The sequence below is a fragment of the Neorhizobium alkalisoli genome (assembly GCF_002968635.1).
GTDB lineage: Bacteria > Pseudomonadota > Alphaproteobacteria > Rhizobiales > Rhizobiaceae > Neorhizobium > Neorhizobium alkalisoli.
Window position 1 is genome coordinate 278,598 of the sequence record NZ_PVBN01000007.1, and the last position, 20,499, is coordinate 299,096.

Genomic DNA, 20,499 nt, shown 5'->3' on the forward strand with positions numbered 1-20,499 from the left:
GAAGCTGCCATATCTGACACTTGCCGGCAGGGTCGCATCCTCTACATCCCCCTGACCCTTATACCCCGCTTCAATGCGGCGAAATTTTTTTGGAGAAGGTCAGTTGGTTCAGGAAAAAGAGCTCATTTCGAAGATCGTCTGGAGGTTGATGCCGTTTCTCGGGATCCTCTATCTGATCGCCTATATCGACCGTCAGAACGTCAGCTACGCGAAGCTGGAGATGGTCGATGCGCTCGGCATCAGCGAATATGCCTACGGTCTCGGCGCCTCGCTCTTCTTCATCGGCTATTTCCTCTTCGAAGTCCCCAGCAACCTCTTCCTCAACCGCTTCGGCGCCAGCCGCTGGTTCGCCCGCATCATGATCACCTGGGGGATCGTGACCATCGCGCTCGCCTATACCCAGAACGCGACGATGTTCTACATCCTGCGCTTCCTGCTGGGTGTTGCGGAGGCGGGTTTCTTTCCGGGCGTCCTCTTTCTTCTGACGCTCTGGTTTCCGAAGGACTATCGCGGCCGCATGGTCGGCCTGTTCATGATCTTCAGCGCGCTCGCCAATGCGGTCGGCGCTCCGATCGGCGGTATGCTGCTCGACCTTGACGGACTGCTCGGCCACGCCGGCTGGCAATGGGTGTTTCTGGCGACCGGTGTACCGGCGGTCGTGGCTGGCATCGTCACGTTTTTCTATCTCGACGATACTCCGGAACAGGCCAAATTCCTTTCGGAGGACGAGAAGCGATGGCTTCATGATCGGCTTGCGCGGGAAAATTCCGGCATGGAGGAACATGCGGACAACGGGTTCAAGGCGCTCGTCAATCCTCGGGTGTTGCTGATGGCGCTCTGCTATGTCGGCTTTCCGCTCGCCGCCTATGGCCTCAGCTACTGGCTGCCGACCATCGTCAAGGGCTTTGGCGTGTCGAACACGGTCAACGGTTTCATCAACATCATCCCTTGGCTCGTGGTCGCGCTGGCGCTCTGGCTCGTACCGAATGCTGCGGATCGAACCGAGCGCAAGACGCTCTATATCGTCGCTCCCGCCTTCATCGGGGCCGTCTGCCTGGCGCTGTCGGTACTTGTTACCTCGCCGGTCCTGCAGTTCACTTTCCTTTGCATCGCGGCTGCCGGCATCTTCGCAGGCCAGCCGGTCTTCTGGAGCCTGCCGTCGCGTTTCCTCAAAGGTGCCGGCGCGGCAGCTGGCATCGCCGCGATCAACTCGGTCGGAAACCTCGGCGGCTTTGTCGCCCAGAACGTCGTGCCCTGGATCAAGGACTCAACGGGAAGCGATATCCTGCCGATGATGTTCCTGGCCGTCTGCCTTGCCACGGCTGGCATACTCGTCATTATCGTGGGACGGATGATGGCGGCCCGACAGGTGGCGCCCGCCTGACGAGGCTGAACCAGGACAACAAAAAAGGCGGCCCGGAGGCCGCCTTTTTCGAATTCGATGCACAGATGCTTATTCTGCAGAAGCTTCGGCAGCCTTTGCCGCTTCGGCGGCTTCTGCAGCGGCCTTTGCTTCAGCGGCTTCCGCTGCTGCCTTTTCGGCGGCGAGAGCCTGAGCTGCTGCAACCTTTTCGGCTTCGATACGTGCCTTCTCGTCGGCAACGGCCTGGCGCTCGGCTTCGTTCAGCTTGCGGGCGCGGGTGCCGGTGTTCTCGACGATACGAGCCGACTTGCCGCGACGGTCGCGGAGGTAGTAGAGCTTGGCACGACGGACCTTACCGCGGCGAACGACTTCGACGCTCTCGACCATCGGGGAGTAAACCGGGAATACACGCTCGACGCCTTCGCCGTAGGAGATCTTGCGGACCGTGAAGCTCTCGTTCAGACCGCCGCCGGAACGGGCGATGCAGACGCCTTCATAGGCCTGCACGCGGGTACGGTTGCCTTCCGTCACGCGAACGTTGACGCGGACGGTGTCGCCCGGCGAAAATTCCGGAAGGGTACGCTTGGCTTCAATCTTGGCGGCCTGTTCGGCCTCGAGCTGCTGAATGATGTTCATCGTCTCAAACCTTTGGTTCTTCTGAAACAGCCAGAGCGCTCGATGAATATTCCTTGGTCACGCCTCGGAATTTGCTATTAGGCAGAGCGGATTCGCCATTCTTTGTTGCTGGTCGACGGGAGTTTTCCCATTTCCGGCTGCGCCAATACACCAAAGAGTCCCGTTTGTCATCCCGTTGATTGCGATTTTGTGACGGAAATGCCGCTGCTTGCCGCCCGGCACCTCTCCCGCTATGTGGGGCTACGGGATGAGGAAACATCGATGACAATCACAATGATAATTCTGCTCGCCGCCGCGGGTTTTCTGTCCGGCGCGGTAAATGCGATCGCGGGCGGCGGTACGTTTTTGACCTTCGGCGCCATGACCCTTGCCGGGGTGCCGCCGATTTCCGCCAATGCGACCTCCTCGATTGTCCAGTTCCCGGGTTACATCACCTCGACCATCGCCTATTGGGACGAGATATCGCATCGTTGGCGCAGCGCCCTGATCCTCGCCATCATTTCCATCGTCGGAGCGTTTGCCGGATCCTTCCTGCTCCTGTCGCTCGACAATCCCTCCTTCCGTGAGATCGTGCCCTGGCTGCTGGCTGCCGCCACGGCCGTCTTCGCCGCCGGCCCATGGCTGAAGCCCAAGGCATCTGCCGAACGGTCGGCCAATTCGCCCGCCTGCCTCATCGGCCAGTTCCTGACGTCCATCTATGGCGGCTTCTTCGGCGCCGGAATGGGTATCATGATGCTGGCGGTACTCGGTATCACGACCGGCGGCAGCTATCACCATCTCAACGCGCTGAAGAACATGCTGGCGGTGTTGATCGCCGGCGTCGCCATCGTGGTTTTCGTCGGGGGCGGGGTCATTGCATGGCCGGAAGCACTCGTGATGATTCCCGCCGGCGCACTCGGCGGTTATGCCGGAGTCTGGATGGCAAGGCGCGTCTCGCAAGCCGTCTTGCGCTGGTGCGTGGTGGCGGTTGGGGTGGGATTGACGATCTATTATTTCGTGACCGGTTGAGTGGCGGTTATTTCGTGATCGGCTGAGCCAGCCGCCCCCTCACCGGCCTCCGCTCCGCTCGGCCACCCTCTCCCCGAGGGGGAGAGGAGGGAATAGTGACGGCGCGGCATATCTCTTCTCCCCTCGGGGAGAAGGTGCCGGCAGGCGGATGAGGGGGTTACTTCGCCTTGTCCCGTGGCATATCAGCAAGTAAATCCGGCCGCCGTTCCTGCGTGAGCTTCTTCGCCTCTTCCAGCCGCCATTTCTCGATCGCAGCGTGGTTTCCGGAGGTCAGCACCGCCGGGATGTCCCGCCCCTCGAAGACCTGGGGCCGCGTATATTGCGGATGCTCCAGTAGCCCGTCCTCGAAGCTCTCATGCGTGCCGGAGAGCGCGTTGCCCATGACCCCCGGCAGAATACGGATCACGGCATCGAGCAGCGTCAGCGCCGCCGGCTCCCCGCCTGACAGGATATAGTCGCCGATCGATACCTCTTCGAGTTCGCGCGCATCGATCACCCTCTGGTCGACACCTTCGAACCGGCCGCAGACGATCACCATGCCGTCCCCGGCCGCAAGTTCTCGAACTCTCTGCTGCGTCAGCGGTTTTCCGCGCGGGCTCATCAGCAGGCGGGGGCGGTTGTCGTTTTCCGAAACATGATCGATCGCTTTTGCCAGAATATCCGGCTTCAGGACCATGCCGGCGCCGCCTCCGGCCGGAGTGTCGTCCACCGTCCGGTGCCGGTCTTCGGCGAAATCCCTGATCTGGATGGTTTCGATCGACCACTGGCTGCGCTCCAGGGCTTTTCCGGCTAGGGAAAAGCCGAGGTGCCCGGGAAACATTTCCGGGTAGAGCGTCAGGATCGTGGCGCGAAAGGTCATTTCTTGCCCTTGCGGGGGAGACCAGGTCCCGAGCCCTCGTCGGGGTTCTCGATGAGGCCCGCCGCCGCTGGATCGATAAGGATCTTGCCGCTTTCGAGATCGATCTCCAGCACTGCGGCTTCGGAGAAGGGGATCAGGGCCGGGCGGCGGCCGGGGCCTTTCAGCTCCAGAAGATCGCCGGCGCCGAAGTCGTAGACGCCGCTCACCGTGCCGTAGCTCTTGCCGTGCTGGTCGACAGCTTCGAGGCCTTCGAGATCGGCGTAGTAGAACTCGTCCTCCTCCAGCTCCTCGTCGGGCAGGTTGTCGCGCTCGATGAAGAGTTCCAGGCCGTTCAGCGCCTCTGCAGCGGTGCGGTCGTTGACACCGCGAAACCGCACGATCACGACATTCTTCGCCTCGCGAACTTCGAGAATCTCGAAGGTCCGGCCGTCAGCGCTGTGCAGCTTGCCATAATCTCCAAGCGCCGTCGCATCCGCCGTGTAGGAGCGCACGCGGACCTCCCCTCTCAGGCCTTGGGCGGCGCCCACCGTCGCCATCAGAACGGGGTTTTCGAGCTTGGTCATGCGGGGCGTTCCGGTTGCATTGCGCTTCATTTAATCTCTGGAAAGCCAAAAGCAAACAGCAAAAAGGCAGCGCGTTGCCGCGCTGCCTTTTTTGCGAAAGAATCGCGCTGAAAGCTTATGCTTCGGCGGTAGCGGCGGCTGCGTCGGCGGCCTTCTGGGCGCGCTCGGCAGCACGTTCCTGGGCCTTCTTGCCCGGCTTTGCCTTTTCTGGGTTGTTGCGGGTGTCGCGCTGGGCGACGCCGGCTTCAGCGAGGAAGCGCAGGACGCGGTCGGTCGGCTGGGCGCCCTTGGCGATCCATTCCTGGATGCGCTCGGCGTTCAGTTCGACGCGCTTTGCGTCATCCTTGGCGAGCATCGGGTTCCACGAGCCGAGCTTTTCGAGGAAGCGGCCGTCGCGGGGCGAACGGGCGTCGGCAACGACGATGTGGTAGTACGGGCGCTTCTTGGAGCCGCCGCGGGCGAGACGAATCTTCAGGGACATTTTCTTACTCCTTGGGTCTTTCTGTTGACCGCCCGGTTCAGGCGGATTGTTTGGTGCCGCCATGTTCGGCGGCGATGGCTTCATGATGCCGGATAACTTCCTTGATGACGAAGTTCAGGAACTTCTCGGCGAAATCCGGGTCCAGATGGGCTTCCTTCGCAAGCCGGCGAAGGCGCTCGATCTGAAATTCCTCGCGCGCCGGGTCGGCCGGCGGCAAATCATATTGGGCCTTCAGAAGGCCCACTTCCTTGGTGCAGCGAAAACGCTCCGCCAGCATGTGCACAAGCGCCGCGTCGATGTTGTCGATCGACTGGCGGTAGCTCGAAAGCCTGGCTTTGACTTCGGGATCAACCATGAACTTCCTCCCTATCACTTCTTTTTCGGCAAGCCGGGAAGGCCCGGAAAACCGCCGCCGAGGCCGGGCAATCCGCCCATTCCGCCGCCCGGTAGGCCAGGCATCGAGCCGGGCTTGATGCCTGCGGCTTCCGCCTGCTTCTGCAGTGCTTCGAGCTGCTTTGGATCGAGCCTGGAAAGATCGGGCATGCCGCCCATTCCACCCATTCCGCCGCCAAGGCCCATCTTCGAGGCAAGGCCGCCCATCATCTGCTTCATCATGCCGCCCTTGCCCTTGCCGCCCATCATTTTCATCATGTCGGCCATCTGGCGGTGCATTTTCAGAAGCTTGTTGATTTCCGCAGCATCGGTGCCGGAGCCGGCGGCGATGCGCTTCTTGCGGCTGTGCTTCAGCATGTCCGGGTTGGCGCGCTCGGCCTTGGTCATCGACTGGATGATGGCGATCTGGCGATCGAACATCTTGTCGTTCATGCCGGAGGCGGCGAGCTTGTCCTTCATGCCGGCCATGCCGGGCATCATGCCCATGATGCCGCCCATGCCCCCGAGCGACTTCATCTGGCGAAGCTGGTCGGCGAGGTCGTTCAGGTCGAACTTGCCCGACTGCATCTTCTTGGCCATCGCCGCGGCTTTTTCCGCGTCGATGTTTTCCGCAGCCTTTTCGACCAGCGAGACGATGTCGCCCATGCCGAGGATGCGATCGGCGATACGGCGGGGATGGAATTCCTCCATCTCCGTCATCTTTTCGCCGGTACCGATGAGCTTGATCGGCTTGCCGGTCACGGCACGCATCGAAAGCGCTGCACCGCCACGGCCGTCGCCGTCCATGCGGGTCAACACGAGGCCGGTAATGCCGACGCGCTCGTCGAAATTGCGGGCGAGGTTGACCGCGTCCTGGCCGGTCAGGCTATCGGCGACGAGCAGGATTTCATGCGGATTGGACTTCCGCTTGATTTCCGCCATCTCCGCCATCAACGGCTCGTCGATATGGGTGCGGCCGGCGGTATCGAGGATGACCACGTCATGGCCGCCGAGCTTGGCGGCCTGCACGGCGCGGGCGGCGATATCGGTCGGCGACTGGCCGGCGATGATCGGCAGGGTGTCGACGCCGGTCTGGACGCCAAGCTGCCGGAGCTGTTCCTGAGCTGCGGGGCGGCGCGTATCGAGCGACGCCATCAGCACCTTCTTGCGCTCGCGATCGGTCAGCCGCTTGGCGATCTTGCCGGTCGTCGTCGTCTTGCCGGAGCCCTGGAGGCCGACCATCATGATAACGACGGGAGCAACCGCATGCAGGTCGATGCCAACGCCTTCGGAGCCCAGCATCTCGATGAGTTCGTCATGGACGATCTTGACGACCATCTGGCCGGGCTTGATCGACTTCAGAACTTCGGCGCCGACGGCCTTTTCGCGCACCTTGTCGGTAAAGGAGCGGACGACTTCCAGCGCCACGTCCGCTTCGAGCAGCGCACGGCGAACCTCGCGCAGAGCGGCGGACACGTCCGCTTCGCTCAATGCGCCACGGCCGGTCAGTCCACTCAAGATGGAGCCAAGACGGTCCTGGAGGCTTTCGAACATCGTTTCTTCCTTTTCCACGTTTCGGGATGCCCGAAACGTCGGGTTTCTCCGCGACAAAAACAAGGCGCCAAGATGGACGCAAAGCCAAAAAGCACCCGAGGGCGCAACGCGCTGTCGGATGTTGACCTCCGGGCTCAGTAAAATCGGCCCCGGTCGGCGGGCTTCAAGTTCTCGACTTGTCAGCAGATCGCGCGGCTTAAACAGGAAAAGAACGGGAAAGTCAAGGCGCAGCCCGGGTAGGTGCGCGGCATGTCGATCCTGCGTGAACCGTGTCTGTGCGGCCGCCTGCTACTTCTTGGCATAGCGGGCGGCGTATTCCGCCTCGTAGCGCGCCAGTTCTGCATTCCAGGCATTGATCGCGGCGGTGTCGCCGGAAAGGCTCTGTTCGCGCATCTTCTGCACCCAGTAGGCGCCGTCCTGGCTGTATTCGAAAACCGTCAGGCCATGCTCGGCAAGAACTGCCTGCGGATCGGCACCGGCCTTTGACGCCGCCTCCATGTGGCCGTAGAGGCGCGCATAGTCGTCGAACGTCACGAGCTTGCGCTGGTATTCGACCGGCGCTGCACCAGTGCCAAAGCGCCCTGCATTGGGGTTGCTGAACGCCTGGCCGTAGAGATTGATGAGCTTGAAGTCCTTGTCGTCCTTCAGCGCCTGGGTGAACGTGCTGTTGACCTCCTCGAAGGCCGCGTCGTCGATCGCCAGTGTTTTCAGGACTTCGCTCTTGTCCCGGTTGTCGGCGAGCCGCGCCGCCGCGGCCGCCCATTCCTCGAACGTCACGCCATGCACCGGCTGCGGCAAGCCTTCTGCCTGCGTCACTGTCGGATTGGCTGCGAAGAGAAGCGTCGCGATGAGGAAGGCCGTCTTTAAGTCGAGCATGGCATCTCCGGAGAACTGTCGTCGGGCGACAGCTACTTATGGCGGAAGGTTTGCACGACAAGCATCGCAGCTGCGAGATTCCGTATCGGAGTGCGGGATATCCGTGTTCAGATATCCCGGCCAAAATAAACTTCGACGGAGCTGATCCGGTCACCCCTGAACTCTATCAGTTCGAGATTGCGGAATGCCGCGCCGGTGATCTTCTCCGCTCGGTAACCGACGATCACGTCGTCGCCGTTTTCGAACAGCCGTTCGATGATGATATCCCTGAACACCGGCGGCTGCGGCCAGCAACGCTCGAAATAGGTCGCTTTGTCGATACGGTCGTCCCGCGGGCTCGAGAAGGTAAAATCCTCCGTGAGCAGCGTTTCCACAATATCCTTTCGGTTGGCGACATAGCTCGCGAACAGCTTTTTCACGGCTTCCGCTTTTCTCATGGTATGTCCTCCAGGTTTTCATTCCGATTGCATAATGCAATCGGAATGCGGCGCAGATAGGGCTGCTATTGCGGAGAAGCCCGCCAATACCTACACATTCACCATGAACCGTCGAAAATTTCTCAAATGGTCCGGCATCGGAGCGATCGCAGCCCTTGCGGGTGGCTTTGCGGCAAGGGGAGCCATGGCTGCCAACAAGTATTACTCCGGCCCGATCTCCGATCATTTCGACGGAACGTATTTCTTCAATCCGAACGGCGAGGAACCCGAAGGATTGCTCAGCCTCCTGCGCTGGCAACTTGGCGGCGGCAAGATCGGCTGGCCGCCGACGTTCCCGAGCCCTTTTCCGCAAGCCATGCCGGAGACGCGGGTATCGGGCGAAAGGCTGCTGGTCACCATGGCCGGCCATGCCTCATTGCTGATCCAGGTCGCCGGTCTGAACATTCTGACCGATCCCGTCTGGAGCGATCGCGCCAGTCCCGTGTCCTTTGCCGGTCCAAAGCGGGTCAATCCGCCGGGTATCCGCATCGGCGACCTGCCGCCGATCGATGTCGTGCTCGTCACCCACAACCATTACGACCATCTGGATCTTGAAACGCTCTGGGTGCTGCAGGGACGGGACAAGCCGCATTTCATCACGCCGCTCGGCAATGACGCGATCATCCGGTCGCATGTGCCGGATGCGAAGATAACCGTCATGGACTGGGGCGGGCATGAGAACATCGCGCCGGGCATCACGCTCCATTGCGAACCGTGCCATCACTGGTCGGCGCGCGGCATGGGAGACCGACGGATGGCCCTCTGGGCCGCCTTCGTGATCGAAACGCCGGTCGGCAAGATCTACCACATCGGCGATACCGGCTTTCACCAGGGCATCAACTATCGGGCTATGAAGGAAAAACATGGCGGTTTCCGGCTGGCCAACCTTCCGTTTGGGGCCTATGAGCCGCGCTGGTTCATGAAGGCGCAGCACCAAAATCCGGAAGAGGCGGTGGAGGGCATGCTTCTTTGCGACGCGGCCTCGGTCGCCGGCCATCATTGGGGAACGTTCCAGCTCACCAACGAGGGCATAGAGGAGCCGATCGCCGCGCTTCACGCGGCGCTTGATGCCCGAGGCATTTCCCGCCAACGCTTCCGGCCGCTCAGGCCCGGCGAGGTTTTTGAGGTCCCCGCAGTTTCCGCCTGAGGCCGCAAGGAACGGTTTGACGGCATCTTCGGAACGCCGGTATGGTTTTCCTATGAACATTCAGACCACGACGGAACACCAGACCCGCATCCAGCGCCTAAAGGCGCTCACCGATGCCACCCATCGCGGGCTCGACCAGCGCATCATGGCTGCGGAGCCATTCGCGAGCCGCGAACGCTACGAACTGTTCCTTGATGTCCAGCATCGCTTTCATGCGGATGTCTCGCCGCTCTATCACGCTCCCGCGCTTGGCTCGTTGCTGCCGGATCTCGCCAGCCGATGCCGGCTCGAGGCGCTGCGGCGGGATATCGCCGACCTCACCGGCAGCGCACCGCCGGTCTTGATTGCTCAAACCGGACCGCTTGGCGTGCAGGCAGCGCTCGGGTGGCTTTATGTGGCGGAAGGTTCGAACCTCGGAGCGGCCTTTCTTCTGAGAGAAGCCGAAAAGCTCGGCCTATCGGAAGAGTTCGGCGCGCGCCATCTCGCGGGGCATCCCGACGGACGCGGCCTGCATTGGCGTTCTTTCGTTGCCTCCTTCAACAGCCTGCCTCTTTCCAACGAGGACGAAGCGGAAGCCGCCGAAGGCGCCAGGGCGGCGTTCCGACGCGTCCATGCGCTGGTGGAAGAAATTTTCGCCTGAAGACGGCTTCAGATCAGCGATCCCGTCGCGCTCCGGATTTCGCGGGATCGGTGGTCGCGATCCAGATGACATGCCGGGCGCCGCCGCGTTTGCCATTGGCACGGGTATTGACGACCTCGGTCGAAAAGCCGCCCTGTTTCAGGCGTCGGGTAAAGCCTTCATCCGGGCCGGATGACCATACCGCCAGAACCCCGCCAGGCCTCAAGGCGTCGTGCGCTGCCTGCAGGCCATAAGCATTATAGAGGCGGTCGTTCGATGCCCGGGTCAGGCCATCGGGACCGTTGTCGACGTCCAGCAGGATGGCATCGAACCTCTCCCGCGAGCCGTGAATGACGTCGCCGACGTCACCCTGATGGATAAGCGTGCGCGGATCGTCGAGACAGCCTTTGAAAACGTCGGCCATCGGTCCGCGTGCCCAGCCGACGACCGCGGGCACCAGTTCGGCAACGGTCACGGAGGCTTCGGGCGGCAATACCGACAAGGCGGCCCGCAAGGTGAAACCCATGCCGAGCCCGCCAATGAGGATGGCCGGACGTGGCCGGCCTGTGATTTTCTGATGGGCCAGAGTAGCGAGCGCTTCTTCCGATCCGCTCAGCCGGCTGTTCATCAACTCGTTGGCGCCCAGCATGATCGAAAACTCATGGCCACGCTGCTTGAGCCGCAGTTCGCCGCCATTGCCCGGTATCTCTGCACGGTCCAGCTGAATCCAAGGTAACATCGATTGAAGCCCCGTATTGTGACGGCCCCCCGTAACATGGGTGACTAAGCTGCGCTATCTTCGATGGCCAGGATGGCATTCGGTCCGGAATGGAATGCGCAGCCGCGCTGACATTCATGATCCGAATGCCCAGGGGTCGGGCGCCTGGAGCGACGTCATCAATGCGCGCCGGAGCCATGGGCATTTATAATGGCGTCTGCCTCCCTGCCGTAAAGCTCCTCGAAGTGATCGAAGGTCTTGGAATAGTAGCCGATGCCCTGCGTGGCGGAACGAAGTGACCTTGTCAGTTCTTCCAGTGCCCCGCCCGGCATGAGGGCGCGAAAGATATCCCAGCCTTTGGCGTTTTCGTCGCGGTCGAAACCGAGAACCTGCCCCTTCAGGGATGAAACGAGGGTTACGATGCCTCCCGAAAAGATCGAAGGGATATGGATCTCGACGCGCGATACCGGCTGCATCAGCACAGCCGATGCCTGGGACAAGGCCTGGCGGGTGCCCATCTTTGCAGCTGCACGAAATGCGAAGTCGGAGCTGTCCACCGAGTGATACTGTCCATCGGTCAGGGTCACGCCGACGTCGATGACCTGAAAGCCCAAAGGCCCCTTTTCCATGGCTTCGCGAGCACCAACCTCCACCGCGGGTATGTAATTTCGCGGTACCGTCCCGCCTTTGACGGTTTCGGCGAAAGTGAAACCATGGCCCCGTTCGTTCGGCTTCACGTCCAGATGGACATCGGCAAACTGACCAGCTCCGCCGGTTTGTTTGCGGTGACGGAAATGCACGGCGGAAGGCTTGGATATCGTCTCGCGATAAATCGGGTTCGGGACCTCGTCGGTCACTTCCACGCGAAAGACCTCCGAGAGAGTGTTGCGCAACTCGCGCAGATGCACAGGCCCCTGTACGCAGACCAGCATTGCGCCGGTGCCCTCTTCCTGCATGACCTTAATCCCGCGATCCGTCTCGGCAAGTTTCGCAAGTGTTGCCGACAGCTTCGTTTCGTCGCGCTCATTGACGGGAACCAGGACGCGCTCCAGCATCGGCGTCGGTGGCGTCGCCCAATCGGGTGGTGTGGTGGCTTGTCCAGGCGTCAGCAGCGCCGGAATGGGAATGTGGTCGGATTTGACCGCCGCGAAGATGGAGCCCGCTTGACTGGCGGAGCCGGCTGCCTTGCCGTTCGCGTTTTCCTGGATAGGCCCAAGACCGGCCCCGTTCAAAGGGGAGCCCTGTTTCAGACCGTCGACCAGCGATCGGATGATAACGGTTTTTCCCACATTGGCTCGATGAAAGGCATGGAAGCTTACGGCGGAAGGTTTTTCCTTCTCCAGTCCCGTTGCTTTGGCAAGGCGGGCCTGCAGGGCGGCAACCGGTGGCGCTTCGTGCCGCAGCGCCTTCATCAACCGCATGACGCCGTTGGCATGAGACGCTGCACCGAACATCACCGGGATGACCCGGTTCTCTTTCAGGATACGTGAGGCGATGCTGAACAGCGCATCGCTTGCGGGTTCGCGATCCTCGATCAACTCCTCGAGCAGCCAGTCGTCGAATTCCGAAAACTGCTCCAGCATCTCGGTGCGCGCTTCGTGTTCCCGTTCGAGGATGTTCTGTGGTAGTTCGACCAGCGAGGACGGCTGCCCCTCGCGATAGCGCCAGGCGCGTTCCGAGATCAGGTCGCAGCTGCCGACCACCTTCTCGCCTTCGCGTATTGGCACCTGCCGAAGAACGAGCGGGTGGTTCGAATAAGCCTGGAGCGCGGCAATCACGTCACGCAGGCGTCCGCGGGGTTCATCCATCCGGTTGACGAAGAGGATGCAAGGCGTGGCCGAGGCCTCGATGGCGCGCAGATAGGGCGCCGCCAGCACCGCATCATCGGGAGACGTAGAAACGCAAAGAATGCAGGCGTCGCTTGCCAGCAGTGAATCCTGTGCAATCGCAAGCGCTTCGTTGGCGCCGGGGGTGTCGATCGCGCACCATGGCTCGTTGATGAATTCAAATTCTGAAAAGTTCAAATTGTAGGGAGAGCTGTACTTTCGGGGGGAGCCCCCCAATGAGGCGAGTTTGGCAACGAGTGTCGATTTACCTGTCTGTGATGGTCCCAGTACCGTAAAGCAGCGCATCGGCGATCCTCCCATTGCCAAAAGCACGCATCAGAATGCCAAGAATGCCTTTAACCGGCGCGGCGTTCCAGATGGTTGCATTCATTCTTAAATATGAGGGGCAGGGGCGAGGTCCATAGTTAGTTGGTCGGTGGTTGGCGCTTTTGGTTCCCACTGGTATTTCTGACGGGTTTCCGCCATATACAGCCCGAACAGACATGGAATTGATCCGATGAGTGCAGCGGTCGAATTTGCGAGGATGAACGGGCTTGGCAACAAGATCCTGGTCGTCGACATGCGCGGTCGCGCCGACAAGGTGACGCCGGAAGCCGCGATCGCGTTGAATGCCGATCCCGCCACCCAGTTCGACCAGATCATGGCGATCCACGATCCGAAGGTTCAGGGCACGGACGCCTGGATCGATATCCTCAATTCGGACGGTTCGAAGGCGCAGGCCTGCGGCAACGGCACCCGTTGCGTCGTGCAGGCGCTGGCCGCCGAGACCGGCCGCAAGGCCTTCACCTTCCAGACGGTCGCCGGCATCCTGAACGCCGTCGAACACGAGGACGGGACGATCTCGGTCGACATGGGCCGCCCGGTCTTCGACTGGAACAAGATCCCGCTGGCGGAGGAGTTCTTCGATACGAGCCGCATAGAACTGCAGATCGGCCCCATCGACGCGCCGGTACTGCATTCGCCGTCGGCCATGTCGATGGGCAATCCGCACGCGATCTTCTGGGTCGATCGCGATCCGATGAGCTTCGAGCTGGAGCGTTTCGGTCCGCTACTCGAAAACCATCCGATGTTTCCCGAAAAGGCCAATATCACCCTGGCCCAGGTCACGTCGAATTCGGCGCTGCGCACCCGCACCTGGGAGCGTGGCGCCGGCCTGACGCTTGCCTGCGGTTCGGCCGCTTGCGCCTCTGCCGTTTCCGCCGCCCGCACCGGCCGCACCGGCCGAAAGGTGACGATCGACGTCGCCTCCAGCCCGATCCGCCAGCCGCTCGTCATCGAATGGCGCGACGACGATCACGTCGTCATGACCGGCCCGGCCGAATGGGAATGGTCCGGAAAGGTGGATCCGATGACGGGCTCTTTCACGCGGGATGGGGATCCGGGAGCTTCTGCCCCGGGGAGCTTGGCAAAATGAGCGGCGTCGAGGTCATCACCTTCGGCTGTCGGCTCAACACCTATGAATCGGAAGTGATGCGGGCCGAAGCCGAAAAGGCGGGGCTCAACAACGCCGTGCTGGTCAATACCTGCGCTGTCACCGGCGAGGCGGTGCGCCAGGCTCGCCAGGCGATCCGCCGTGCGCGGCGGGAAAATCCGCATGCCCGCATCATCGTCACCGGCTGTGCCGCCCAGACCGAAAAGCAGACCTTTGCCAACATGGTGGAGGTCGACGCCGTGCTCGGCAACGAGGAGAAGCTGAAGAGCGCTTCCTATCGCGGCCTGCCGGATTTTGGCGTCGCTGCGGAAGAGAAGCTGCGCGTCAACGACATCATGAGCGTCAAGGCGACCGCGCCTCAAATGGTGAAGCACATCGACGGGCATGTGCGGGCCTTCATTCAGGTGCAGAACGGCTGCGACCACCGCTGCACCTTCTGCATCATCCCCTATGGCCGGGGCAATTCCCGCTCGGTGCCGATGGGTGCCGTCGTGGATCAGGCCCGCAAGCTCACGGAAAGCGGCTATCGCGAAATCGTGCTGACCGGCGTCGACGCCACGAGCTATGGCGCCGATCTGCCCGGCGAGCCTTCTCTCGGATATCTGGCAAAGACGCTTCTGAGGCAGGTGCCGGATATCCTCCGTCTTCGCCTGTCCTCCATCGACAGCATCGAGGCCGACAAGCATCTCTGGGACCTGATCGCCGAAGAACCTCGCTTCATGCCGCATCTGCATCTGTCGCTGCAGCATGGCGACGACCTGATCCTGAAGCGGATGAAGCGCCGCCATTCGCGTGCCGAGGCGCTGGCCTTCACCGAACAGGCGCGTCGCTTGAGGCCTGAGATCGCCTTCGGCGCAGACATGATCGCCGGATTCCCGACCGAGACAGAGGAAATGTTCGAGAATGCTGCGACACTCGCGGAAGAGGCGGGCATTTCCTTCCTGCATGTCTTTCCCTACAGCCCCCGGCCGGGCACGCCGGCGGCGCGGATGCCGCAACTCGACCGCGGGCTGATCAAGGAGCGTGCTGCCCGTCTTCGTGCGCGAGGCGAGGCGCTGCATCGCGCTCATCTCGACCGCATGGTCGGTACCGAGCAAGCCGTCATCATCGAGAACAACGGCATGGCGCATACGGAAAACTTTTCGCTGGTTGCAACGCCGGGCCTTATTCCCTGCGACTTCAAGCGCGTTATCATTACCGGGCACAACGGCAAGCATCTGGAAATGCAGGTCGCGCCGGCCCTTGCCTCATCTCGGGCAGCATAAACAGAAGACGGATCTCTTATGGCATTGAGCTTCATCAAACGCGTCTTCACCTTCGGCAAACCAGCCGAAGAGCAGGCACCTGAAGCGGACCGGCCGGAAGATATGCTTTCCGTTCAGGCCGAACTCGAGCCGAAGTCGCGGCACGAAGACTTGCCGGTTTCGCCCGTCGACCCTGTGGCGCCGACTGAGATCGAGACCGCGGGCGGCCCGTCTGCGGATCGGGCGAGCGAGGATGTCCCGGAGCCCGAAGCCGAGGATGAAACGGCGGCCATTCTTCCGGGCGTCGAAGCGGCACCTGATATCGGCATGGTACCGTTGTCCTTGCTGCAGGCGGAAGCCGAGGCCGAGGAAGAGGCCGCATCTGCTGAAGCATCCCCCTCTGTCCCCACAAGGGGGGAGATCACGGATGTGCTGCCTCTCTCCCATTCTACTGAGGAAATCGCAGCCAGGGATTCGGGACCTGCTTTAGGGCAAGATGCGGGCAGCGATTCGATCTCCCCGCTTGAGGGGGAGATGTCCGGCAGGACAGAGGGGGGTGAGGCGCGGTCTGCGCAGCAGAGCAATCGATCCAGTGAATCGATTGCAGCGGCGAACGCCCTGAGCAAAGGCGAAGGGCTGGAGCGGTCGGTTGAACGCGTCCTCCCCAAAGGCTTCTCCGCCGCCCGCCTGGAACCCCAACCCGCTCCAGTCGTTCCCGCGCCAAAACTTACCTGGTTCCAGCGTCTCCGCGCCGGTCTTGCACGCACCTCGTCGCAGCTCACCGGCCAGATCACAGCTCTCTTCACCAAGCGCAAACTCGACGAAGAAACGCTGGAGGAACTGGAGGACCTGTTGATCCAGGCGGATCTCGGCGTCGAGACGGCGATGCGCATTACCGGCGCGCTCTCGTCAGAACGCTATGGCAAGGACGTCACCGGCGAAGACGTATCCCGGATCATGGCCGCCGAGATCACCAAGGTCCTGTCGCCGGTCGCCAAGCCGCTGCAGCTCGACCTCAACCACAAGCCGCATGTCATCCTCGTCGTCGGCGTCAACGGAACGGGCAAGACCACGACGATCGGCAAGCTCGCGGCAAAACTGTCCGGCTCGGGGCTCAAGGTCATGCTCGCCGCCGGCGATACATTCCGCGCAGCGGCGATCGAGCAGCTGAAGATCTGGGCGGACCGGACGGGTTCTGAATTCATCGGCACCAAGCTGGGAGCCGATGCGGCCGGGCTTGCCTATGACGCTTACGAACAGGCGCGTGCGAAGAAAAGCGATGTCTTGATCATCGACACGGCCGGCCGGCTGCAGAACCGCACGGAGCTGATGGCGGAGCTCGAAAAGATCGTTCGCGTGCTCGGCAAGCTCGATCCCGATGCGCCGCATACCGTGCTTCAGACCCTCGACGCCACGACCGGCCAGAACGCCCTGCAGCAGGTCGAGATCTTCCGCAACGTTGCCGGCGTCAGCGGCCTCATCATGACGAAACTAGACGGCACGGCGCGCGGCGGCATTCTGGTGGCGATTGCCGCCAAGCACAAGCTGCCGGTCTATTTCATCGGTGTCGGCGAAGGCGTGGACGATCTGGAGCCTTTTGAGGCGGGAGATTTTGCGCAGGCCATTGCCGGTTTGACGCATTGATGACACAGAAAGACGATTTGGCTTTGCAAACGAAAGCCTCGAAGTTGGGACCCATGCAGAGCATCGAAAGCGACATCACGCCGACCAAGGAAGAAAAGCAGCATCCGATGCTGAAGCTGGCGCTGGAAATCGGCCCGCTTCTCGTCTTCTTTTTCGGCAATCTTCGTGGCGAATGGCTGGTGTCGAAGTTTCCGGCTCTTTCGGCGATCGGCGGCCCGCTGCTTGTCGCGACGGCGCTTTTCATGATGGCGACCATTATTTCGCTCGTCATTTCGAAGATCGTCTTCCATCACCTGCCGGTCATGCCCTTCGTATCCGGCGTTGTGGTGTTGATCTTCGGTTCGCTGTCGATCTGGCTGCAGGACGAGACCTTCATCAAGATGAAGCCGACGATCGTCAATTCGCTGTTCGGCGTAACGCTGCTCGTCGGCCTGATGTTCGGTAAGTCATTGCTCGGATATGTCTTCAACGCTGCCTTCCAGCTCGACGAAGCAGGTTGGAAGAAGCTCACATTTCGGTGGGGCCTGTTCTTCCTGGTGCTTGCAGTCATGAACGAGGTGGTCTGGCGCAATTTCTCCGACGCTGTCTGGATCAATTTCAAGGTCTGGGGCACGATGCCGATCACCATCGCCTTCACGCTCGCGCAAATGCCGCTCATCATGCGGCACACCATTACCGAACCTGTCGCGGAAACTGAAAAGTGACGACAGCCGATCTTTCCGATTCCGGTTCGTCCTCCAGGCGCTGGCTGTTTGCCGCGCTTGCCCTCTTCCTGCTGCAGATTGCCGTGCTCTATGCCATGGGCCGGATCCCGATCTGCGAATGCGGTTATGTGAAGCTCTGGGAAGGCGGGGTGAATTCCAGCGGCAACTCGCAGCACCTTTCGGACTGGTACACGCCGTCCCACATCATCCACGGCTTCCTTTTCTACGGTCTCGGCTGGCTTCTTTTCCGGCGCGCGCCGCTTACTGCGCGGCTGTCGCTCGCCGTGCTGATCGAGGCCGCATGGGAAGTGCTGGAAAACACGCCGATGGTGATCGACCGCTACCGGACGGCGACCATGGCGCTCGGCTATACCGGCGACAGCATCCTGAATTCTGCGATGGATACGGTCTTCATGGCACTCGGCTTTTTCGCCGCAGCGCGTCTGCCGGTCTGGCTGACGGTCGCAATCGCGATCTTCTTCGAGCTCGCGACCGGCTATATCATCCGCGATAACCTGACACTCAACGTGCTGATGCTCGTCTGGCCGGTCGATGCGGTGCGGGAGTGGCAGGCGGCGATGCCCTGATCAGCTGCCGGCGGCGGCTTTTTCGATCGCCGGCATGAGATCCTGGCTGAGGCTGCGCTCGTCGAAGGGACCGACCTTCTTGTAGATTATCGTGCCGTCGGGCCCGACCAGATAGCTTTCGGGAATACCATAGACACCCCAGTCGATCGCAGCCTTGCCGTTAGGATCGACCCCGATCGCCTTGTAGGGATTGCCGAGCTCGCCGAGGAAACGCAGCGCGTTGTCGTTGCGGTCCTTGTAGTTGATGCCGACGATCGTCAGCCGCCCGTCCTTCGCCAGTTCTGTGAGGATAGGATGTTCCTGCCGGCAGGGTACGCACCAGGAGGCGAAGACGTTCACCAGCGTCAGCTTGCCGGCAATCGCGGCGTCGGTAAGCGCGGCGGTATTCGATCCCTCAAGCGGCGGCAGCGAAAGCGATGGAGCCTTCTTTCCGATGAGCGCCGAAGGGATGGCGGAAATGTCGCGGCCGTTGACGTCCTGGTCGTAGAGCATCTTGCCGGCCACTGCCGCAAAGCCCAGAAAAATCAGGAGCGGGAGGAGGGCGAGGGCGTAACGTGCGAGACCCTTGCGTTGGGCCGGCTGGCTTTCGGTCTCGGTGCTCATGCCGCATCACCTTTGGGCTGTGAAGATCGACGGCGGATACCGGAAGCTTCCAGTTCCGCCAGCTCTCTCCGGCGGGCGCGGCCGTCGACCCAAACCCAGCCGATCAGACAGAGCGCCACCAAAACCGTCACGGAATAGGACAAGGCAATGTAGAATGTATGCGTCATGACGTTCTCATGCCTCCCGTCCGGCCGCGCGGGCGGCAAGCCGCCGTTGAGCGGCAACGCGGCGTCGCCAGATCTCGTTTCGCATCGCGGCCATGTGCAGCGTGAAGAACAGCAACGTAAAGGCGATCGCCATCACGAGCAGCGGCCAGAGGAACTCGCCGTCGATGGTTGGGCCATCCAGGCGAATGACGCTTGCCGGCTGGTGCAGCGTATTCCACCAGTCGACCGAGAACTTGATGATCGGGATGTTGACGAAGCCGACAAGGATGAGGACGGCGGAAACACGCGCCGCCTTGGACGGATCGTCCATCGCGCGATTGAGTGCGATCAAGCCGAGATACATCAGAAAGAGCACGAAAACGGAGGTCAGCCTTGCGTCCCAGACCCACCAGGTCCCCCACATCGGCCTGCCCCAGAGCGAGCCGGTCGCAAGCGCGATCAGCGTGAAGGCGGCGCCCAGCGGTGCGGCGGCCTTGTGACTGACGTCGGCGAGCGGATGGCGCCAGACCAGAGTTCCGATCGCCGAGAGCGCCATCACCGAATAACACATCATCGACAGCCAGGCGGCCGGAACATGCACATACATGATGCGCACAGTCTGGCCCTGCTGATAGTCGCCCTCGGTCGCGAAGCTCAGATAGAGGCCGATGGCAAAGAGAATTGCGGTAACGGCCGCCATCCAGGGCAGGATGCGCGCAGCAAGCGCCAGAAACCGTGTAGGGTTGGCAAGATCGCTCAGTTTGGTAATGGCAAGACTTTCGGTCATGAGCGCTTTCTAATCAAAGTCGCGGGCGGCATATTGATTCTAGTCAATCGCTGGCGTTTCTCAAAGCCAGCGCAGCACCCAGCGGTCCAAGTACTGCAAAAAACATCGTGATGGCCACCAATATCAGAAAAGGCGGCATAAAGGGGGCGGGATCCTCAACAGCTGCGTAAGAGGCACTCACTCCGAAAATCAGGACCGGAATCGCCAGCGGCAGCACCAGGATCGAGACCAGCAGCCCGCCGCGGGGAAGAGCGACGGCAACCGCCGCGCCGACCGCGCCGATGAAGGTCAGCGCCGGCGTGCCGACCAGGAGCGTCAGCATGGTGGCGCCGATCGCCATCTCGCTCATGTTCATGAACAGCCCGAGCAGCGGTGAAGCGATCACCAGCGGCAGGCCGTTGCCCAGCCAGTGAGCCAGGCATTTGACGAGCACCGTCAGAACGAGCGGATGTTCCTGCATCAGGAGAAGATCGAGCGAGCCGTCCTCGCGATCGGTCTGGAACAGCCGATCAAGGCCGAGCAGGGCTGACAGAAGTGCACCGATCCAGACGATAGCCGGACCGATGCGGGAGAGCAGGTTCAAATCCGGCCCGACGCCGAAAGGAATGACGGCGACGACGGTCATGAAGAACAGCACGCCGATCAACGCTCCGCCGCCGGCGCGGACGGAAAGTTTCAGGTCGCGGAGCAGGAGGGCAGTCATAGCGGGAGGCCTTGCATTCGGGGCTGCCCCCCCTCTGCCCTGCCGGGCATCTCGCTACATCCGGGAGGATATTCGCATGGGGTGCGTGGAGCCCCTCCCCCTTGTGGGGAGGGGTTGGGGAGGGGTTTTC

At 61.7% G+C, this 20,499-nt stretch carries 23 protein-coding genes; 9 read left to right on the top strand and 14 right to left on the bottom strand.

All coding sequences use genetic code 11. From position 1 onward, the window contains the following. The first annotated feature begins 103 nt into the window (after nt 1-103). Nucleotides 104-1,384, top strand: a complete 1,281-nt coding sequence (locus C5L13_RS17370) for an MFS transporter (protein WP_105384535.1) — start codon at nt 104-106, stop codon at nt 1,382-1,384. A 69-nt stretch (nt 1,385-1,453) separates the two neighbouring features. Here the strand turns inward: C5L13_RS17370 and rplS are convergent, their stop codons facing one another. Then, on the bottom strand, nt 1,454-1,999 hold the full coding sequence (gene rplS, locus C5L13_RS17375; protein ID WP_105384536.1) for a 50S ribosomal protein L19: 546 nt from the start codon (nt 1,997-1,999) through the stop codon (nt 1,454-1,456). Between the two features lie 261 nt (nt 2,000-2,260). Here rplS and C5L13_RS17380 point away from each other — a divergent pair, with 261 nt between their 5' ends. Further along, complete coding sequence (locus tag C5L13_RS17380; protein WP_105384537.1) at nt 2,261-3,007, top strand: sulfite exporter TauE/SafE family protein; 747 nt, start codon at nt 2,261-2,263, stop codon at nt 3,005-3,007. Nucleotides 3,008-3,164: 157 nt separating this feature from the next. Here the strand turns inward: C5L13_RS17380 and trmD are convergent, their stop codons facing one another. From trmD to C5L13_RS17415, 7 genes are all read right to left on the bottom strand, one after another. Then, nucleotides 3,165-3,866, bottom strand: coding sequence for a tRNA (guanosine(37)-N1)-methyltransferase TrmD (gene trmD, locus C5L13_RS17385; RefSeq protein ID WP_105384538.1), 702 nt, complete (start codon nt 3,864-3,866; stop codon nt 3,165-3,167). Continuing rightward, complete coding sequence (rimM, locus tag C5L13_RS17390; protein WP_105384578.1) at nt 3,863-4,429, bottom strand: ribosome maturation factor RimM; 567 nt, start codon at nt 4,427-4,429, stop codon at nt 3,863-3,865. Before rimM ends, trmD begins: the two co-directional genes overlap by 4 nt. A gap of 115 nt (nt 4,430-4,544) precedes the next feature. After that, on the bottom strand, nt 4,545-4,910 hold the full coding sequence (gene rpsP / locus C5L13_RS17395) for a 30S ribosomal protein S16 (RefSeq protein ID WP_105384539.1): 366 nt from the start codon (nt 4,908-4,910) through the stop codon (nt 4,545-4,547). 37 nt (nt 4,911-4,947) lie between these two features. Then, a complete protein-coding gene (locus C5L13_RS17400) occupies nt 4,948-5,265 on the bottom strand; it encodes a chorismate mutase (protein ID WP_105374462.1) in 318 nt (105 codons plus the stop codon). Nucleotides 5,266-5,279: 14 nt separating this feature from the next. Continuing rightward, nucleotides 5,280-6,836, bottom strand: coding sequence for a signal recognition particle protein (gene ffh, locus C5L13_RS17405; RefSeq protein WP_105384579.1), 1,557 nt, complete (start codon nt 6,834-6,836; stop codon nt 5,280-5,282). A gap of 288 nt (nt 6,837-7,124) precedes the next feature. Further along, the gene (locus tag C5L13_RS17410) at nt 7,125-7,712 is read right to left on the bottom strand and encodes a hypothetical protein (protein ID WP_105384540.1); all 588 of its coding nucleotides are present in this window, start codon (nt 7,710-7,712) and stop codon (nt 7,125-7,127) included. 107 nt (nt 7,713-7,819) lie between these two features. Beyond that, nucleotides 7,820-8,149 (bottom strand): nuclear transport factor 2-like protein, encoded by a 330-nt coding sequence (locus tag C5L13_RS17415; protein ID WP_105384541.1) that lies wholly within the window; start codon nt 8,147-8,149, stop codon nt 7,820-7,822. Between the two features lie 103 nt (nt 8,150-8,252). On the opposite strand from C5L13_RS17415, the gene C5L13_RS17420 reads away from it, so the two are divergent. Then, the gene (locus tag C5L13_RS17420) at nt 8,253-9,335 is read left to right on the top strand and encodes an MBL fold metallo-hydrolase (protein ID WP_105384542.1); all 1,083 of its coding nucleotides are present in this window, start codon (nt 8,253-8,255) and stop codon (nt 9,333-9,335) included. 52 nt (nt 9,336-9,387) lie between these two features. Next, nucleotides 9,388-9,975, top strand: a complete 588-nt coding sequence (locus C5L13_RS17425; protein ID WP_105384543.1) for a biliverdin-producing heme oxygenase — start codon at nt 9,388-9,390, stop codon at nt 9,973-9,975. Between the two features lie 13 nt (nt 9,976-9,988). Here the strand turns inward: C5L13_RS17425 and C5L13_RS17430 are convergent, their stop codons facing one another. Together C5L13_RS17430 and C5L13_RS17435 are read right to left on the bottom strand one after the other, a co-directional pair. Further along, nucleotides 9,989-10,693, bottom strand: a complete 705-nt coding sequence (locus tag C5L13_RS17430; protein WP_105384544.1) for a spermidine synthase — start codon at nt 10,691-10,693, stop codon at nt 9,989-9,991. Between the two features lie 158 nt (nt 10,694-10,851). Next, nucleotides 10,852-12,804, bottom strand: coding sequence for an elongation factor G (locus C5L13_RS17435; RefSeq protein ID WP_105384545.1), 1,953 nt, complete (start codon nt 12,802-12,804; stop codon nt 10,852-10,854). Between the two features lie 211 nt (nt 12,805-13,015). Here C5L13_RS17435 and dapF point away from each other — a divergent pair, with 211 nt between their 5' ends. The 5 genes from dapF to C5L13_RS17460 are packed head-to-tail and all read left to right on the top strand — an operon-like array spanning nt 13,016 to nt 18,130. Beyond that, nucleotides 13,016-13,933, top strand: a complete 918-nt coding sequence (gene dapF, locus C5L13_RS17440; protein ID WP_105384546.1) for a diaminopimelate epimerase — start codon at nt 13,016-13,018, stop codon at nt 13,931-13,933. Further along, a complete protein-coding gene (mtaB, locus tag C5L13_RS17445) occupies nt 13,930-15,216 on the top strand; it encodes a tRNA (N(6)-L-threonylcarbamoyladenosine(37)-C(2))-methylthiotransferase MtaB (protein WP_105384547.1) in 1,287 nt (428 codons plus the stop codon). Before dapF ends, mtaB begins: the two co-directional genes overlap by 4 nt. Nucleotides 15,217-15,234: 18 nt before the next feature. After that, entirely contained in the window at nt 15,235-16,839 is a 1,605-nt protein-coding gene (gene ftsY / locus C5L13_RS17450; protein ID WP_105384548.1) for a signal recognition particle-docking protein FtsY, read from the top strand. A gap of 53 nt (nt 16,840-16,892) precedes the next feature. After that, on the top strand, nt 16,893-17,543 hold the full coding sequence (locus C5L13_RS17455) for a septation protein A (protein ID WP_105384580.1): 651 nt from the start codon (nt 16,893-16,895) through the stop codon (nt 17,541-17,543). Continuing rightward, entirely contained in the window at nt 17,540-18,130 is a 591-nt protein-coding gene (locus C5L13_RS17460; RefSeq protein ID WP_105384549.1) for a DUF2585 domain-containing protein, read from the top strand. Before C5L13_RS17455 ends, C5L13_RS17460 begins: the two co-directional genes overlap by 4 nt. On the opposite strand, the gene C5L13_RS17465 is transcribed toward C5L13_RS17460, so the two are convergent. Genes C5L13_RS17465 through ccmB form a run of 4 tightly spaced genes read right to left on the bottom strand, consistent with a single transcriptional unit; the run spans nt 18,131 to nt 20,369 of the window. After that, nucleotides 18,131-18,733 carry a DsbE family thiol:disulfide interchange protein gene (locus C5L13_RS17465; protein WP_105384550.1) on the bottom strand — a complete coding sequence of 201 codons (603 nt, stop codon included), beginning with the start codon at nt 18,731-18,733 and terminating at the stop codon, nt 18,131-18,133. It lies immediately after the preceding gene. Beyond that, nucleotides 18,730-18,900, bottom strand: a complete 171-nt coding sequence (ccmD, locus tag C5L13_RS17470) for a heme exporter protein CcmD (RefSeq protein WP_105384551.1) — start codon at nt 18,898-18,900, stop codon at nt 18,730-18,732. The genes C5L13_RS17465 and ccmD overlap by 4 nt, the downstream gene beginning before the upstream one ends. A gap of 7 nt (nt 18,901-18,907) precedes the next feature. Continuing rightward, nucleotides 18,908-19,666 (bottom strand): heme ABC transporter permease, encoded by a 759-nt coding sequence (locus C5L13_RS17475; protein ID WP_105384552.1) that lies wholly within the window; start codon nt 19,664-19,666, stop codon nt 18,908-18,910. 43 nt (nt 19,667-19,709) lie between these two features. Continuing rightward, nucleotides 19,710-20,369, bottom strand: a complete 660-nt coding sequence (ccmB, locus tag C5L13_RS17480) for a heme exporter protein CcmB (RefSeq protein WP_105384553.1) — start codon at nt 20,367-20,369, stop codon at nt 19,710-19,712. Nucleotides 20,370-20,499 lie beyond the last annotated feature (130 nt).

Bases quoted from the DNA above. Each gene is read 5' to 3' on its own strand.
- rplS (WP_105384536.1), bottom strand. From the start codon at position 1,999: ATGAACATCATTCAGCAGCTCGAGGCCGAACAGGCCGCCAAGATTGAA.
- C5L13_RS17380 (WP_105384537.1), top strand. From the start codon at position 2,261: ATGACAATCACAATGATAATTCTGCTCGCCGCCGCGGGTTTTCTGTCC.
- trmD (WP_105384538.1), bottom strand. From the start codon at position 3,866: ATGACCTTTCGCGCCACGATCCTGACGCTCTACCCGGAAATGTTTCCC.
- rimM (WP_105384578.1), bottom strand. From the start codon at position 4,429: ATGACCAAGCTCGAAAACCCCGTTCTGATGGCGACGGTGGGCGCCGCC.
- rpsP (WP_105384539.1), bottom strand. From the start codon at position 4,910: ATGTCCCTGAAGATTCGTCTCGCCCGCGGCGGCTCCAAGAAGCGCCCG.
- C5L13_RS17400 (WP_105374462.1), bottom strand. From the start codon at position 5,265: ATGGTTGATCCCGAAGTCAAAGCCAGGCTTTCGAGCTACCGCCAGTCG.
- ffh (WP_105384579.1), bottom strand. From the start codon at position 6,836: ATGTTCGAAAGCCTCCAGGACCGTCTTGGCTCCATCTTGAGTGGACTG.
- C5L13_RS17410 (WP_105384540.1), bottom strand. From the start codon at position 7,712: ATGCTCGACTTAAAGACGGCCTTCCTCATCGCGACGCTTCTCTTCGCA.
- C5L13_RS17415 (WP_105384541.1), bottom strand. From the start codon at position 8,149: ATGAGAAAAGCGGAAGCCGTGAAAAAGCTGTTCGCGAGCTATGTCGCC.
- C5L13_RS17420 (WP_105384542.1), top strand. From the start codon at position 8,253: ATGAACCGTCGAAAATTTCTCAAATGGTCCGGCATCGGAGCGATCGCA.
- C5L13_RS17425 (WP_105384543.1), top strand. From the start codon at position 9,388: ATGAACATTCAGACCACGACGGAACACCAGACCCGCATCCAGCGCCTA.
- C5L13_RS17430 (WP_105384544.1), bottom strand. From the start codon at position 10,693: ATGTTACCTTGGATTCAGCTGGACCGTGCAGAGATACCGGGCAATGGC.
- C5L13_RS17435 (WP_105384545.1), bottom strand. From the start codon at position 12,804: ATGCGCTGCTTTACGGTACTGGGACCATCACAGACAGGTAAATCGACA.
- dapF (WP_105384546.1), top strand. From the start codon at position 13,016: ATGAGTGCAGCGGTCGAATTTGCGAGGATGAACGGGCTTGGCAACAAG.
- mtaB (WP_105384547.1), top strand. From the start codon at position 13,930: ATGAGCGGCGTCGAGGTCATCACCTTCGGCTGTCGGCTCAACACCTAT.
- ftsY (WP_105384548.1), top strand. From the start codon at position 15,235: ATGGCATTGAGCTTCATCAAACGCGTCTTCACCTTCGGCAAACCAGCC.
- C5L13_RS17455 (WP_105384580.1), top strand. From the start codon at position 16,893: ATGCAGAGCATCGAAAGCGACATCACGCCGACCAAGGAAGAAAAGCAG.
- C5L13_RS17465 (WP_105384550.1), bottom strand. From the start codon at position 18,733: ATGAGCACCGAGACCGAAAGCCAGCCGGCCCAACGCAAGGGTCTCGCA.
- ccmD (WP_105384551.1), bottom strand. From the start codon at position 18,900: ATGACGCATACATTCTACATTGCCTTGTCCTATTCCGTGACGGTTTTG.
- C5L13_RS17475 (WP_105384552.1), bottom strand. From the start codon at position 19,666: ATGACCGAAAGTCTTGCCATTACCAAACTGAGCGATCTTGCCAACCCT.
- ccmB (WP_105384553.1), bottom strand. From the start codon at position 20,369: ATGACTGCCCTCCTGCTCCGCGACCTGAAACTTTCCGTCCGCGCCGGC.